The sequence below is a fragment of the Cryobacterium sp. Y50 genome (genome assembly GCF_002929805.1).
Classification (GTDB): Bacteria; Actinomycetota; Actinomycetes; order Actinomycetales; family Microbacteriaceae; genus Cryobacterium.
The window spans coordinates 140,856-155,794 of sequence record NZ_PJJM01000104.1 but is presented as its reverse complement, the minus strand read 5'-3'; the positions used below and the strand labels follow the sequence as shown (position 1 = coordinate 155,794).

Below are 14,939 nucleotides of genomic sequence, written 5' to 3'. Positions count from 1 at the left end.
CAAGCCTAACGCGCACCGCTGACCCTCCCGGTAGCAGTCGGTGCAGCAGTCGGTGCAGCAGTCGACGGCGCGGGCGGACCGCGGTCGGCGATCTTCTCCGTCCAGAGCACGATCGTGCCGTTATCCCCCGGCGCAACCACTGACATTCCCTCCCGGTCGGTGCGCACGGACAGGGTTCCCGCCGAGGCGAGAGTGTTAAGCAACGCGTCGGTGGGATGCCCGTAGGTGTTTGTCGTGCCGACCGAGATCAGCCCCACCCTGGCCCGCAGTTCGGCGTACAGCTCGAAGCTCTGATCGGCCGAGCCGTGGTGGGCGACCTTCACGACGTCGACCGAGCCGGGTAGCGAGATCCGCCGCAGGGCATTCTGCGATTCTTCGCCAAGATCTCCGAGAAAAATCGAACGAAGGCCCCGCCCTTCGAACAAAATGGTGATGCTTCCCGGGTTGCCCACCTGCATCGTGGTGGCTCCACGGACGGGCCAGAGAATGTTCCAGCGCAGTCCTCCAAGCGTACCGGCATCACCCCGAGACGTCTGGCGCACGACGGCTCCGCCAGCCGCGAGACGCTCGTGCAGGCGTTCGTCCTGCGCGTTCTCCGGCTGCCCGACCAGGGCGGTATCGACCATGCCAATGACTGCATCTACTCCGCCGATATGGTCGAGGTCGTAATGGGTGAGCACGAGCAGGTTGATGCGGCTGATGCCGAGAGTCGCGAGGCAGCTCGAGAGCAGCTTCGGATCGGGCCCGACGTCAACCAGGCCGTACTCATCACCGTCGCGCACGACAACGGCATCACCCTGCCCGATATCGCAAGCCGCAATCTGCCAGTTCGCCGGAAAAGTGGTGGCGCGGCCGATTTGGGTGCCAATCAGTGACCCGGCGTAGCTCCCGAACCCGACCAGCAGCACGGCGAGAACCGCCGCCGGCCAGCGTGCGGGGCGAGCAGCGGGCCCACGCAATACGACCACGAGAGTGAGCAGGGTGACGACCGAGAGCAGCAAGACGCCGGGCACTCCGCCGGGCCACGGCAGACGGGTGCCCGGCAGCGTCGACATGGTCTGGGACACGGCAGCGATCCAGGCCGACGGCAGCCAGGCCCCGGCGAGCAGGCCCGACGCTACGCCCGGGAGAACCGGCAGAGTCAGGCAGGCGATCAGCCCGACCACCGTGGCGACCGGTGCGGCAGGACCAGCGAGAATGTTGGCCGGCACCCCGTAGAGCGGCAGGCTGGGGCTCAACAGAATGAGTATGGGCTGACAGGCCAGTTGGGCGGCCAAAGGGATGGCGATGACGGCAGCCAGGGCCAGCGGCATCCACTGGCTGAGTACTCGGCTGAGCGGTCCGACCAGGATGAGGAGCCCCGCGGTCGCGAGCACGGACAGCGCAAAGCCGTAGTTTCGGGCCAGCCAGGGATCGCTCGCAAGCAGCCCGATCACGACGACGAGCAGGGTGGGCACGCCTCGCCCGGGCCGGCCCACGCCGATCGACGCGAGGGTGAGGGTGGCCATGACCGCCGAGCGCAGCACGCTCGGCTCCGGAGTAACCAGGACTGTGAAGCCGAGCAGTGTCACGAGTGATAGCAGAATGCGCCAGCTGCGGCGCAGGCGCAGATAGCCACCGAGGAGCATGATCGAAGCGATGACGATGGCACAATTGGCGCCGGAAACCGCGGTCAAATGGCTCAGTGAGCTGGTTTTCATGGCTTGATCGAGGGCTGGACTGACTGCGCTCGTGTCGCCGATCGCCAGGCCGGGGAGCAAGTCTCCCCCGTCGCCGGGGAGGCTCGTCGCCGCCGCCGCGAACCGAGCGCGGAGCTCGTTCGACCACTGCAGCCACCAGGGCGGCGACTCGGCCACCTGAGCGGGTTCGGTGGCGAAGAGCAAGGCGACCGCTGCGTCGCCCGGGTTCGTCGGGCGCAGGGTGCCGCGCAGGCGCAGGCTGGTGCCGATCTCGGGTTCGTGGCCTCCCCTGGCTGCCTCGGCGAACACCACCACCGGGCTTTCCAATCGCGTCGTATCGCCGCGCAGGTCGACCTGCGTGAGCGTGGCCCGGTAGCGTACTCGTCCCGAAGTGCCACTACCGATGAAGGCCCTGGCAGCAACCGGAACCGACCAGACGGTGACCGTGGCCGTGAGCGTCGCGTGCGACTCCGCGGCGGCACGCATCTCCGGCGGGAGGCGCACCGGCGCCCACACCCCGACGGCAGTGGCCACAAGTGCCGCGGCGGCACAGCAGAGAACGACGCTGCCGCCCAGCAGCTGCCAGCGGCTGGGCTCTGAACGCTGGTTCATTTCACGTCTGCGCGCCGGCATCCGTTTCATCACGAGGATGCCCGCCGTCACCCCGGCCGCTGCCCACAGCACAAGGGCAATGGACCAGGCACCCTCTGGCGCTCCGATCAGCAACCCCGACGTGAGCCACGCGGCCAGGGCCGGAAGCGCCAGCCGTAGGTCGAGGCTCATACTGTAATGAGGTCTTTGAGCGCCTCGAACGTTTTGTCGCCGATTCCCGCGACATCGCGCAGGCCGTCTACGCTGGCGAATCGCCCGTTAGCCGTGCGAAAGTCAATGATGCGCTGCGCCATGGTTGGGCCGATGCGGGGCAGGGAATCGAGGTCGGCGAGCGTCGCCGAGTTGAGGTTGACCTTGGCGGCGGGTGCGCCAGCTCCCCCCGAGACGGTCGCCGCTGGAACGCCCGGTGGAACCTCACCCTGCCGCGGCACGTAGAACTGCTCCCCGTCGCTCACGATGCGGGCGAGATTGACCCCGGCAGGGTCGGCCTCGGGGCTCAGCCCGCCGGCGGCGGCGATCGCATCCATGACCCGGGCACCGTCCTGCAACTCGAACAGACCGGGCCAGGCGACCGCTCCCAAAACGTGCACGAAGATGATCGCGCTCGTGGCAGAGCCATCCGGAGTTGTGCTCGCACCGGAATCAAACGGCTCTAGGCTGCCGCCCGTGGGGATCGATACCGTTTCCGAGCCGACCGTGCGCTGCCCCGCCTGCTGGCCCACCGCCGACACGATGACGGCGAACACGAGGGCGAGCAGCAAGAGCACGACGGCGGCTCCCACGCCGACTCGCAGTCGGGGACGTCCCCGCGCGGCCGGAGCGAGGCGCTCCAGATCGAGGGGGAACCGGTCATGCTGCATGCTCGCAGGCTAGGCCGCGCGAAGCATCCGTTTGTGGTCGGATGACCCATCTGTGCACAGATGAGACTAAACGGGCCTGTGGAGAAGGCCCCGACCGATCCTACGAGGGTCAGCCAGGGCCGATTTTGTCCGGCGCTACGGGCAGGTGACGAAGGAGACGAGCTTGGGCACCCGCACGATCACCTTGATGATCTCGCGATCACCGATCGAACGGATGACAGCGGCGGCTTCCCGCGCCATCTTCTCCAGGTCCTCACTAGAGATCTTCGGCGATACCTCCAGCAGGGTGCGCATCTTGCCGTCGACCTGGACGACCGCCGTGACCGATTCCTGAACGAGCAGGGTCTGCTCGGCCTTGCGCCATGGCACGAGCGCGATGCACGGCTCGTAGCCGAGGTGCTCCCACATGTCCTCCGCCGCGTAGGGGGCAAACAGGTTTAGCGCCATGGCGGTGGCCTCGGCGGCTTCACGCACCGCGGCATCCGCTGGCCCGGCACCGGTATCGATGACCTTGCGGCTCGCATTGACGAGCTCCATCAGGCGTGCGACGACGACGTTGAACTTGAACGACTCCACCAAGCCGGGCGCGTCGGACAGGAAGCGGTGGGTGATGCGGCGCAGGGTGACGTCACCGGTCTTCCACTCCACATCAGGCGCACTCGTGACATCGCGGGCGACGCGCCAGGCGCGGGCCAGGAACTTGGCCGAGCCGACCGGGGAAACGTCCGACCAGTCGATGTCGTCTTCCGGCGGACCGGCGAACGCCATCGTGAGGCGCACGGCATCAACGCCATGGCGTTCGATTTCTTCGGTGAAGTAGACCAGATTGCCCTTGCTCTTGCTCATCTTGTCGCCGTCGAGAATGACCATGCCCTGGTTGAGCAGAGCTGTGAAGGGCTCGGTGAAGCTTACCAGGCCCTCGTCGAACAAAAACTTCGTGATAAAACGCGCGTACAGCAGATGCAGAATGGCGTGCTCAACGCCGCCGACGTATTGGTCGACCGGAGCCCACTTTTCGGCATCCTTCGGGTCGAAGGCCTTGGTGTCATCACTCGGGTTCAGGAACCGCAGGAAGTACCAGGAGCTGTCGACGAAGGTATCCAGAGTGTCGGCGTCGCGTGTCGACGGAGTGCCGTCGATCGGGTTCGGCACGTTGACCCAATCGGTCGCACCGCCGAGCGGCGACGTTCCCCGGGGCTTCAGGTCAAGACCCTCTGCGGGCGGCAGCAGCACCGGCAGCTGATCTTCGGGGACCGGAATTTCGGTGCCATCGGCGCCGTGGATGATCGGGATCGGAGCGCCCCAGTAGCGCTGCCGGGAGACGAGCCAGTCGCGCAGGCGATAGTTCTTCGCGGAGCGGCCGAGGCCGTCGGCAGCGAGCTGTTCAATGATGCGCTTGATGGCGGTGATCTTGCTCAGGCCGTTCAGCGGACCGGAGTTGACGAGGCGGCCCTCGCCCGCCAGGGCGATGCCGGTGCTGAGCGGGTCGAGCGCCGGCAGTTCTTCGGTGCCGTCGAGCATGCTCTGGGTGATGACGGGGATCATGCCGGTGGCCGGCGAGTTGGTATCGACGACGACGCGCACGGGCAGGTCGAAGGCGCGGGCGAAGTCGAGGTCGCGCTGGTCGTGGGCCGGCACGGCCATGATCGCACCGGTGCCGTAGTCGGCGAGCACATAGTCGGCCGCCCAGATGGGCAGGCGTTCGCCATTGACCGGGTTGATGGCGTAGCGGCCGAGGAACACGCCGGTTTTGGGCCGGTCGGTCGCCTGACGCTCGATCTCGGTGCTGCGCTGAACCTGCACGAGGTAGTCCTGGAAGGCTTCCTGTACCTCGGGCGTGGACTCTGCGACAAGTTCGGCGGCGAGATCGCTGTCCGGGGCGACGACCATGAAGGTGGCACCGAACAGCGTGTCCGGACGCGTGGTGAAAACGGTGATGCGTTCGGTTCGGCCTTCGACGGCGAAGTCGACATCCGCTCCGATGGAGCGTCCGATCCAGTTCCGCTGCATGTTGAGCACCTTGGCCGGCCAAGTGCCCTCAAGCTGGTTGAGGTCATCCAGCAGACGATCGGCGTAGTCAGTGATCCTAAAGTACCACTGGGTGAGTTTCTTCTTAACGACGACGGCGCCGCTGCGGTCGCTCGTTCCGTCGGCCAGGACCTGCTCGTTGGCGAGCACAGTCTGGTCGATCGGGTCCCAGTTGACCCAGCTGTCCTTGCGGTAGGCCAGGCCCTTCTTGTACAGCTGCAGGAACAGCCACTGGGTCCACTTGTAATATTCGGGGTCGCTCGTGTGCAGTTCGCGGTCCCAGTCGAAGCTGGTCGCATAGAGCTTCATGCTCTTCTTCTGCTGGGCGATGTTATCGTAGGTCCAGCCGCGCGGGTCGATGCCCCGCTTGATGGCGGCGTTCTCGGCCGGCAGGCCGAAGGAGTCCCAGCCGATCGGGTGCAACACGTTGAAGCCCTGGTGGCGCCAATAACGGGCGACGACATCGCCGAGCGCATAGACCTCGGCGTGGCCCATGTGCAGGTCACCGGAGGGGTACGGGAACATATCGAGCACGTACTTGCGCGGGCGGGTGTCGCCCTCACCGCTCGTCTTGAAAGGAGCGAGCTCCTCCCAGATGGGTTGCCACTTCGCCTGGATCGCGGCGAAGTCATACACTTCTTCGTCGATCTCATCGCGCGAATCGATGCGGACGCTTTCGTGCTCGTGTGCCACGTGACTCTCATTCATTCATTGCAGGGGTTAGTCATGATTGATGCAAGGTGCACGCGCAACAGAGCGCCGGTGTACCCCCTTTAGATTACTAGGACGCAGCAACGCCAAGGTCGCAAGAAGTACGAAGCCTTCGCCGCTGACCTCCCGGCCGCCAGAGAGCCCGGCCTTGTTGATTCCCGAGCAGCACGTAGGCTGAACGAAATGAATGACATCCTCACGTGGATCCTCGACACCGTGTCCAGCGTCGACCCGGTCGTTCGAACGCTGCTGGCCTTTCTGGGCATGCTGCTGGAAACCTCGGTTCTGGTCGGCCTGGTCGTTCCCGGCGACACCATTGTGATCGTCGCGAGCACGGCCGTGTCCGGCCCGGTCGAGTTTGTCACGCTCGTACTGGCCGTGATCGTCGGAGCACTGGGCGGGGAAAGCATCGGCTTCGCGCTCGGGCACCACTTTGGACCGTTCATCCGCGCGAGCCGGCTGGGCCGCCGTATCGGCGAACACAATTGGATTCGCGCCGAAAACTACCTCGACCGGCGCGGCGGTGTCGCTGTCTTCATCTCCCGGTTTCTGCCGGTGCTGCACTCGCTTATTCCAGTCACCGTCGGCATGAGCCGGATGCGGTACCGCACCTTCATAGCATGGACCGTGCCGGCCTGCGTCATCTGGTCACTCACCTATGTCACCGTCGGCTCGGTGGCGGCCGGCGGCTACCGCGAGCTCAGCGGCAGCCTGCACTTCGCCGGATACCTGTTCGTCGGCGTGATCGCGCTGTTCATACTGGCGATGTTTTTGGTCAAGAAGTGGCTGCACCGCCGCGAGCTGCGTCACATGGACTGAGCCCGGGTCGACAGGGTCACCCTTGCCGTCACTAGTTCGTCCGGCACCGGCGTGTGGGAAATCAGCAGGACAGCCCGGTGCGCGTCGGTCGCAGCGCTCAAGATATCCCGTACCAGGGCATCAGCCTGGGCGCTATCGACATTCGCGGTGGGTTCGTCGACGACGAGCACCGGAAAATCGGCAAGCAGGGCCCTGGCCAGGGCAATACGCTGTGCCTGGCCGCCGGAGACCAAGGCGCCGCGCTCCCCGACACGAGCGTCGAGGCCGCCGCGCTCCCCGACCCATTCGGCCAGTCCGACGCGGGCCAGCACTGCCAGCAACTCGGCGTCGGTGGCGGTATCGCGGGCAAACAGCAGATTCTGACGGATGCTGTCGTCAAATAACCACGGACGCTGCTCGCACAGTCCGACCACCCGCCGCACCTCCGTTTGAGCAAGCAGGCGCGCTTCGACGCCGTTCAGACGGTACGAACCGGTGTAGTCGAGAAATCGCACCAGGGCCTGCGTGAGGGTGGTCTTGCCGGCACCGCTCGGTCCGGCCAGATGCACCCGGTCCCCGGGCGCGAGGCGCAGCGTCACACCGGCCACGCCTGGTTCGGTCTGGCCGGGCCAACTGGCACTCAGGCCGGTCAGTTCGAGCACGACCGGGGTCGCCAGCAGCAGCTGGGGGTTTGGAACATCGACGGGAATCTCGGCCGGTCGCGAAGCTGGGACAACCTCGGCGACGCGCCGTGCGCTCACCCGCACCTGGCGCCAGGCCGAAGCTGCCAGCAGAATCATGCCGAACACCTCGAATACGGCCATCGGCACGAGCACGGCGACGATGAGGGTCGGGCCGAGCAGGTCCGGGCTGAGCGGGCCGCCGCCGCCATCGAGCGCGGGGATTCCGAAGTACAGCGTGCCCAGCGTTGCTGCACCGGCAAAGAGCGCTACGACGGCCGATTGCACACCCACTCCGACCGAGCGGCGCAGGGCGGCCCGGCGCAGGCGCTCATCGGTGCGGGCGAGCTGGGCGAGGCGCGGCCTGAGAGCGTCGAAGGCGGTGAGTACGTCGAGGTTCTCCACGATTTCGAGCACCTCGTCGGCGAGGGTGCCGCGCAGCGGTGCGAGCTCCCGATCTGCCCTGGCTGCCACGCTGCCGGAGAAAACCGTACCGAGCACTCCGGCCAGCAGCAGGCAGACGAGCAGGGTGAGGCCAGCGGCGGGTACGATCAACCAAATGCCGATCACGCTGAGCACTGCGGTGATTCCCGCGACGAGCAACGGCTGTACGACCCGCAGCGGCAGGTCCTGTAGGTCATCGACGTCGCGCACGAGGCGGGTGAGCAGGTCGCCGCGCCCGGTCTGGGCGAGTCCGGCCGGGGCAACTGGAACGATGCGACGAAAGATGCCCAGGCGTAGTTCGGCGAGCTGCCGGAACGCGGCATCGTGGCTGGTCAGGCGTTCCAGGTAGCGAAACACCGAACGAAAAATCGCAAAGGCACGCACCCCTACGATAGCCATACCGAGATAGGCCAGGGACGGCATTTCGGCGGCGCGGGTGATGAGCCAGGCCGAGCAGGCCAGCAGCGCCACCGCCATAACAGCACTCGTCACGCCGGCCAGCAGGCCTGGAACAAACCAGCGCGGGCGCGGCTGGGCGAGCCGCAGCACGTCGCACGCGGCCGGGTCCAGCGTCAGGTCAAACATGAATCAGCTTCTCTAGCTCGATCACATGGTCAGCTGCAGCGAGGACGGCCGGCCGGTGGCTGACCACGATCACGACGCGGCCCATGTCGGCCAGACGACGTAGCCCGGCGAGGAGACCGGCCTCGGCGTCGGCGTCGAGCGCCGAACTGGGTTCGTCCAGAATCACGACCTGGCACTCAGTCGCGAGGGCCCGGTAAACGGCGCGCGCTGCGGCGACGCGCTGGGCCTGCCCGCCCGAAAGCCCGTCGCCGTTCACCCCGAGCACCGTGGTCGGTGACAGCTGCGCGGCCCCCGCCCAATCAAGGGCCTGAGCGACCAGGTTCACGGTGCGCGTACCCTGGCCAGCGGATACCGTCCCCAGCGCCACATTCTCGGCCACCGTTCCCCGGAACAGGCCGGGTCGCTGGCCAGCCCAGGCCAGCCACGGCCGACTTGGCCCGGCTGTCACGGCAACGTCGCCGAGCGTCACTTCGCCGGTGAGGGGCACGAAGCCGAGCAGGGCGGCAACGAGGGTGGATTTGCCGACTCCGCTCACGCCGCGCAGCACGCTGATTTCGCCGGCGGCGAATTCGGCGTCCAGCCGGTCGATCACGACGGTGTCACCGCGCCGAATAGATACGCCGACCAGGCGGAGAGAGCCGGCACCGAGGCCTCCCGGCGCGACAGCCGCAGCCGCAGGATCGACCGGCGCCGGGGCATCCGTTGTGTCGATGTCGTCGTCGAGAATCGCGAACAGTTCTTCGGCAGCGGCCAGGCCGTCGGCCGCGGCGTGAAACTGCGCCCCGACCTGGCGCACCGGCAGAAAAGCCTCGGGAGCCAGCAGCAGAACGAACAGTCCAACGCCCAGGAGTAGCGCGCCGTCGATGAGCCGCAGGCCGATCGACACGGCGATAAGGGCGACCGAGAGGCTCGCGGCGAGTTCGAGTACGAAACCGCTCAGAAAGGAGACGCGCAGCACCTTCATGGTGCGCGTGCGGTACTGCTCGGTGATGGAACGGATGCGATCAAACTGACGGCATTCCCGGCCGTAGATCTTGAGGGTGCCGAGGCCGCCGACCACGTCGAGAAACCCGGTAGAGAGGCGTTGCAGTGCTTGCCACTGTTCCTGCTGTACGGACTGGGTGACCCGCCCAATCAGAATCATGAACACCGGAATGAGCGGGATCACGATGATGACGGTGAGGCCGCTGGGCAGGTCTTGCCAGAGCATGACCGCGATCAGAATCGGTGTGGCAATCGCGGTCAGCAACAGCTGCGGCAAATACCGCGCGAAGTAGTTGTCGAGTGCGTCGAGGCCGGTCGTGACAACGGTCGCCAAGCGTGCGCTCTGCTGAGAGTCGACCCAGTCGGGGCCGCGCTCGGCGAGCTTGGCCAGAACGCGCGCGCGCAACTGGCTCTTGACCTGGGCTGCGCCTCGGTTAGCCGCGACTTCCAGCAGCCAAATGAGCACCGAGCGCAGCACCACAACTCCGGCCAGGGCCGCCAAGGTCGGCACGATCGTGCTTAGGCGCTCGCCCGCGACCGTGAGCATAATGGCCCGGGTCAACAACCAGGCAAACGTGATGACGACGACGGTTTGAGCAAGCCCGAGCAGCGCACCGATCGCGAGAAACCGGCGCGCTGCCGAGGCGTATCGAAGAAGACGAGGATCCAGGGGGCGCACTGCCTCAGTGTACGGCGACCTCAATGTGCGCTCGTCCGATGCGCTTGCGGAACACCCAGTAGGTCCAGCCCTGGTAGAGCAGGATGACGGGCATCCCGATCAGTGCTGTCCAGCTCATCACGCCGAGCGTGTAGGCCGAGGACGAGGCGTTTGCGATAGTCAGGCTGTTGGCCGGGTCGTTGCTGGCGGGCATGACGTCGGGAAAGAGCGACGCGAAAAGGGTCAGCACCGCCAGACCGATCGTGGCGGCCATCAGGCCGAAGGCAAGTCGTTCGGCGCCGCGCAGGTTGGCCACGAACGAGGCGATCAACGCGACGGCAGCGGCGGCGGCAAGCAAAGCAGATGCCGAGGTGCCGTACGCAAGGGTCGTCCAGGCCAGGAAAGTGGCCGCGACGACGATCGTGACGATTCCGGACTGCATGGCCAATTTGCGCGCCCGCAGCCGGATGTCACCCTCGGTCTTGAGCGAGATGAACACGACACCGTGCACGAAGAACAACAGCAGCGTCGTGACGCCGCCGAGCAGGGCGTAGGGGCCCAGCAGATCGAAGATCGTGCCGGCATAGTCGTGATTGGCGTCGAGGTTCACGCCACGCACGACGTTGGCGAAGGCGACGCCCCAGAGCAGCGCCGGAACGGCCGAGCCGACGATGATCATGCCGTCGAACCACTTCTTCCACTGCGATTCGGGGCGCTGGTGCCGGTATTCGAACGAAACGCCGCGCAGGATCAGCGCTAGCAGGATGAGCAGCAATGGCAGGTAGAAGCCGCTGAACATGGTCGCATACCACTCGGGGAACGCTGCGAACAGCGACGCCCCGGCGACGATGACCCAGGTTTCGTTGAGGTCCCAGACCGGACCGATGGTGTTGATGAGAACGCGGCGATCGGTGTCGTCCTTGCCGAGAAAAGGCAGGGACATGCCGACCCCGAAGTCGAAGCCGTCGAGCACGAAGTACCCGATGAACATGACGGCGATGATCCAGAACCAAAGAATTGTGAGATCCATAGTGTCGTCTCCTTTTCTAGTAGACCGTGGCAGCGTGCTGGAGTTCGCCGGTTTCGGCGTCGGGCACCGGCGCATCGTCGGGGCCTTTCTGAACGGCCTTGAGAATGAGTTTGAACTCGACCACCGCGAGGATTCCGTAGATCAAAGTGAAGGCGATCAGGGAGATCAGAATCTCCACGCCACTGACGCCGGGCGAAACGCCGTCCTGCGTGCGCAGCAGTCCGAAGACCAGCCACGGTTGGCGGCCCATCTCGGTGAAGACCCAGCCGACGCTCATGGCCAGCAGCGACATTGGGAAGCTCCAAATCGCGACCTTCCACATCCACGGGCGGGTCGGCCTGGCGTTCTTGCGGGTGAAGAACAGGCCGGCCACGGCGACCAGGATGTGCGCCGGGCCGAGGCCGATCATCCAGCGGAACGACCAGTACGTGATCCAGATGGTCGGGGTGTAGTCGCCGGGGCCAAACGCACCGACGTACTGTGCCTGCAGGTTGTCGATACCTTCGACGGTGCCGTCGAAGGTATGGGTGGAGAGGAACGAGAGCAGGTACGGAATGCGCACCGAGAACAGCTCATTCACGCCGTCGGGCGTGCCGAGGGTGAAGATAGAGAACGATGCCTCTGCGCCGGCCGCGGTGACATACAGCGCTTCGGCAGCGGCCATCTTCATCGGCTGGGCTTCGACCATGGCCAGGCCCAGCTGGTCACCGGCGAGCGTGGTAAGCACGCCAGCAATGACCATCATCCAGAGACCGAATTTGAGTGCCGGACGCATCGTGTCGAGGTGCTGATTGCGGTACAGATGCCAGGCGGCAACCGAGATGATCAGTCCGGCCGAAACCATGAAACAGGCGAAAATCGTGTGTGGAAACGCGGCGAGGGCAATGGGATTCGTGAGCAGTTCCCAGATACTGGTGAGTTCTGCCCGTCCCTTCTCCTCGTTGATCGTATAAGCGATCGGGTTCTGCATGAACGCGTTCGCCGCGAGGATGAAGTAGGCCGAGGCGATCGAGCCGATAGCCGTGAGCCAGATGGTCGCAAGGTGAATCTTCTTGGGTAGCTTGTCCCAGCCGAAGATCCAGAGCCCGATAAATGTCGCCTCGAGGAAGAAGGCGACGATACCCTCGAACGCGAGCGGGGCGCCGAAGACGTCACCGACGAAGCGTGAGTAGTCGGACCAGTTCATCCCGAACTGAAACTCCTGCACGATGCCGGTCACGACGCCCATGGCGAAGTTGATCAGAAAGATCTTGCCGAAGAAGTGCGTCAGCTGCAGGTACTTGATCTTGTCGGTGCGCACCCACGCCGTCTGAAAGATCGCGACCGTGAGAGCCAGGCCGATCGTGAGGGGGACGAAAAGAAAGTGATAGACGGTTGTGAGACCGAACTGCCACCGTGAGAGGAGTAAGGGATCCAACCACTCGTTCATCTGCCCTCCAGCATTTGTGATACTCGCGCATGGTTTTCTACGCCATGTAGAACATTACTCTTCTACAACGTGTAGAAACTTACAGTTTTGCGGCGTAGTGTGGGCCTCATGGGAAACTTGGGTGTGCTCGAACGGATGATGATGGATGTCCTTTGGAACTCCTCGTCACCGTTCACTGCTAACGAGCTCAAGGATGCCCTGATTCATCCCGACAATTCGGCCGCTCCGGCCAAGCGCCTGGCGACGACGACAATTCTTACTGTGCTCTCCCGGCTCGAAACCAAAGGCTTTGTCACGCGCGATCGCGGCATCCGTCCCCATGCCTATTCCGCGGTCATGACCCGCGCGGACCACACGGCCGGCCTCATGCACGAGGTGCTCGGGCAGGTGCCCGACCGCCAGGCGACCCTGGCCCGGTTCATCGGCGACGTGACCCCACAGGAAGCCGAGACGCTGCGCCAATTGCTGGGTGTCGCCACGTCCGACAGCGCCTGAGCGACGTGTCGGCTGACCAACCCTCGTGATCACCGCCGCCGCGGCACTGGGCCTCCTGGCCGTGCTGCTGGCCTGGCCGGTTCCGGTTGTGCTGGCCCGTTCCCACTGGCCGGCCCGCTCCCCCGGTATCGCCCTTGTGCTCTGGCAAGCCATCGCCCTGTCCGGTGGGGTATCCATGATCGGGTCCTTTCTGCTCTACGGCTTGTTTCCCTTCGGTAACGATCTGGGGCACAGCCTCATGGCACTGGGCGACGATCTGCGCGCCGGCACGCTCCCCGCCGGAATCAGTTTCACCCACGTACTCGCACTCGGGGCCGCCGTTCTACTCGGCACTCACCTGCTGTTGAACCTGCTCGCGACCTTCGTGCGCGCCGAGCGGCAACGGCGACGGCACCACACGCTCATCATTTTGCTCAGCGACCCCCTGCATGGTCAGCCGGGCATGCGCGTCATCGACCATCCGGCGCCAGTGGCCTATTGCCTGCCCGGGGCCGGCCACTCGGCGACCGTGCTCTCCAATGGACTGCTGCGCCTGCTCGATGCCGATCAGGTGCGCGCGGTGATCGCCCACGAACAGGCACACCTCGTGCAACGGCACCACCTAGTGTTGCTGGCCTTCAAGAGCTGGCACAGCGCCCTGCCCTGGTTTCCCATCGCCAATCGGGCCGAAAACGCGGTGGCACTACTGGTCGAGATGCTCGCGGACGATCACGCCCGCCGCGTCGTCGACGATCACACCCTCGCCCACGCGATCGCGCTCGTTGGCTTTGCAGTCGCCGGCTTTACCGCACAGCCGCCACCTGTAGCGGATGCGAGGGCTACCGCCGCGGCATCCGCTTCAGTCGCCGCTGCACCGGAGCACCCGGTGAATCAGGTATCGCCGCGGGTCGCACGTCTGGTGCACCCGATAGCACCCCTGCGCCGCGCTGCCACGGCCGGAGCGCTCACCGTGTCGGTGGCGCTCCTGGCCGGGCCGGCCTATATTCTGCTCGGCTCCTGACTACTAGAAGAGGTCGGCCTGCTTGAGCCAGTCGGCCGCGATCACGTCTTCTGAGGTCTCGTCGGTCACACTCTGTGAGTTGAGTGTCGCCAGGTCGGCAGCCGACAACGCGGCGCTGACCGCGTTCAAAACCTCGGCGGCTGCCGCGTCCACCTTGTTCGACACCACCGGCACAACGTTGTCCGAAAAGAACAGTCCGTCAGGGTCGGTCAGCGCGACGAGATTGGACGAGTCAATCAGCGGGCTCGCCGTGTAAATGTTCGCCAACTGGATATCTCCGGCAACAAGGGCGTCGACCGTGATCTGTCCGCCGCTGTCTTCAACGGGACTGAAACCGGCGATGTCGATGCCATACTTTTCCTTCAGCGCGGTCGGTCCGTATGGGCGCGTCTCGAGTTCGGAGTTTCCGCCGACCGTGATCGACTCGGTGACGTTGCTGAGTGAAGCGATGTCGGTGAGGTTGTATTTCGTAGCGAAGTCCTTAGTGACCGTCCAGGAATTCTGGTCGGAGGCATCTGCTTTATCGAGCACGCGCAGGCCGTCGGGGAGAGCTTCCTGCAACTGCGTGTAGGTCGCATCGCTGGTGCCGCCGGCGGCTTCACCGTCGAGTGCCTGCAGCAGGCTGCCGGTGTATTCGGGAAACACGTCAATACCACCCGCTTCGAGATCGGGCAGATAAACCTCACGCTGGCCGATACGGTACGAACGCTCCACCGTGAATCCGTTGGCCTCGAGGGCCTGCGAGTAGATCTCGGCGATGATGGCGTTGGAATAGTAGTCCTGCGATCCAACCACCAACGTGTCCGATTCGCTCGCTGTCGTACTTCCAGTGCCCAGCGGATCACCGGACGCACACCCTGCAAGGGCTACTACGGCCCCAACCGCGACGGCGCTAACGAGCGCGAGTCGGCCTTTTTGTATTGTGAACATGTGTTCTTCCTTCCTC

General features: G+C 65.2%; 11 protein-coding genes. 3 read left to right on the top strand and 8 right to left on the bottom strand.

The features are described 5' to 3' along the window. Positions 1 to 5: 5 nt before the first annotated feature. The 3 genes from CXY73_RS19600 to leuS form a co-directional block, all read right to left on the bottom strand. Positions 6 to 2,462 (bottom strand): ComEC/Rec2 family competence protein, encoded by a 2,457-nt coding sequence (locus CXY73_RS19600; protein ID WP_104178667.1) that lies wholly within the window; start codon positions 2,460 to 2,462, stop codon positions 6 to 8. Further along, entirely contained in the window at positions 2,459 to 3,151 is a 693-nt protein-coding gene (locus CXY73_RS19595; RefSeq protein WP_104178666.1) for a helix-hairpin-helix domain-containing protein, read from the bottom strand. Before CXY73_RS19595 ends, CXY73_RS19600 begins: the two co-directional genes overlap by 4 nt. 135 nt (positions 3,152 to 3,286) lie before the next feature. After that, the gene (gene leuS / locus CXY73_RS19590) at positions 3,287 to 5,872 is read right to left on the bottom strand and encodes a leucine--tRNA ligase (protein ID WP_369831265.1); all 2,586 of its coding nucleotides are present in this window, start codon (positions 5,870 to 5,872) and stop codon (positions 3,287 to 3,289) included. 201 nt (positions 5,873 to 6,073) lie between these two features. Between leuS and CXY73_RS19585 the strand changes: the two genes are divergently transcribed. Continuing rightward, a complete protein-coding gene (locus CXY73_RS19585; protein WP_104139212.1) occupies positions 6,074 to 6,709 on the top strand; it encodes a DedA family protein in 636 nt (211 codons plus the stop codon). Here CXY73_RS19585 and cydC read toward each other — a convergent pair. From cydC to CXY73_RS19565, 4 genes are read right to left on the bottom strand one after another with little or no spacing between them, the layout of a single operon-like run. Beyond that, a complete protein-coding gene (gene cydC, locus CXY73_RS19580; protein WP_104178664.1) occupies positions 6,697 to 8,397 on the bottom strand; it encodes a thiol reductant ABC exporter subunit CydC in 1,701 nt (566 codons plus the stop codon). The two genes, CXY73_RS19585 and cydC, sit on opposite strands and share 13 nt — an antisense overlap. Next, on the bottom strand, positions 8,390 to 10,060 hold the full coding sequence (gene cydD / locus CXY73_RS19575; RefSeq protein ID WP_104178663.1) for a thiol reductant ABC exporter subunit CydD: 1,671 nt from the start codon (positions 10,058 to 10,060) through the stop codon (positions 8,390 to 8,392). Before cydD ends, cydC begins: the two co-directional genes overlap by 8 nt. A gap of 4 nt (positions 10,061 to 10,064) precedes the next feature. After that, a complete protein-coding gene (gene cydB / locus CXY73_RS19570) occupies positions 10,065 to 11,069 on the bottom strand; it encodes a cytochrome d ubiquinol oxidase subunit II (protein WP_104178662.1) in 1,005 nt (334 codons plus the stop codon). Between the two features lie 16 nt (positions 11,070 to 11,085). Further along, positions 11,086 to 12,498, bottom strand: a complete 1,413-nt coding sequence (locus CXY73_RS19565; protein WP_104178661.1) for a cytochrome ubiquinol oxidase subunit I — start codon at positions 12,496 to 12,498, stop codon at positions 11,086 to 11,088. Positions 12,499 to 12,606: 108 nt separating this feature from the next. Here CXY73_RS19565 and CXY73_RS19560 point away from each other — a divergent pair, with 108 nt between their 5' ends. Then, positions 12,607 to 12,993 carry a BlaI/MecI/CopY family transcriptional regulator gene (locus tag CXY73_RS19560; RefSeq protein WP_104139199.1) on the top strand — a complete coding sequence of 129 codons (387 nt, stop codon included), beginning with the start codon at positions 12,607 to 12,609 and terminating at the stop codon, positions 12,991 to 12,993. A gap of 25 nt (positions 12,994 to 13,018) precedes the next feature. Next, on the top strand, positions 13,019 to 13,993 hold the full coding sequence (locus CXY73_RS19555) for a M56 family metallopeptidase (protein WP_104139196.1): 975 nt from the start codon (positions 13,019 to 13,021) through the stop codon (positions 13,991 to 13,993). Positions 13,994 to 13,996: 3 nt separating this feature from the next. Here CXY73_RS19555 and CXY73_RS19550 read toward each other — a convergent pair whose 3' ends face one another. Beyond that, the gene (locus CXY73_RS19550) at positions 13,997 to 14,923 is read right to left on the bottom strand and encodes an ABC transporter substrate-binding protein (RefSeq protein WP_104139193.1); all 927 of its coding nucleotides are present in this window, start codon (positions 14,921 to 14,923) and stop codon (positions 13,997 to 13,999) included. Positions 14,924 to 14,939 lie beyond the last annotated feature (16 nt).

Bases quoted from the DNA above. Each gene is read 5' to 3' on its own strand.
- CXY73_RS19600 (WP_104178667.1), bottom strand. From the start codon at position 2,462: ATGAGCCTCGACCTACGGCTGGCGCTTCCGGCCCTGGCCGCGTGGCTC.
- CXY73_RS19595 (WP_104178666.1), bottom strand. From the start codon at position 3,151: ATGCAGCATGACCGGTTCCCCCTCGATCTGGAGCGCCTCGCTCCGGCC.
- CXY73_RS19585 (WP_104139212.1), top strand. From the start codon at position 6,074: ATGAATGACATCCTCACGTGGATCCTCGACACCGTGTCCAGCGTCGAC.
- cydC (WP_104178664.1), bottom strand. From the start codon at position 8,397: ATGTTTGACCTGACGCTGGACCCGGCCGCGTGCGACGTGCTGCGGCTC.
- cydB (WP_104178662.1), bottom strand. From the start codon at position 11,069: ATGGATCTCACAATTCTTTGGTTCTGGATCATCGCCGTCATGTTCATC.
- CXY73_RS19565 (WP_104178661.1), bottom strand. From the start codon at position 12,498: ATGAACGAGTGGTTGGATCCCTTACTCCTCTCACGGTGGCAGTTCGGT.
- CXY73_RS19560 (WP_104139199.1), top strand. From the start codon at position 12,607: ATGGGAAACTTGGGTGTGCTCGAACGGATGATGATGGATGTCCTTTGG.
- CXY73_RS19550 (WP_104139193.1), bottom strand. From the start codon at position 14,923: ATGTTCACAATACAAAAAGGCCGACTCGCGCTCGTTAGCGCCGTCGCG.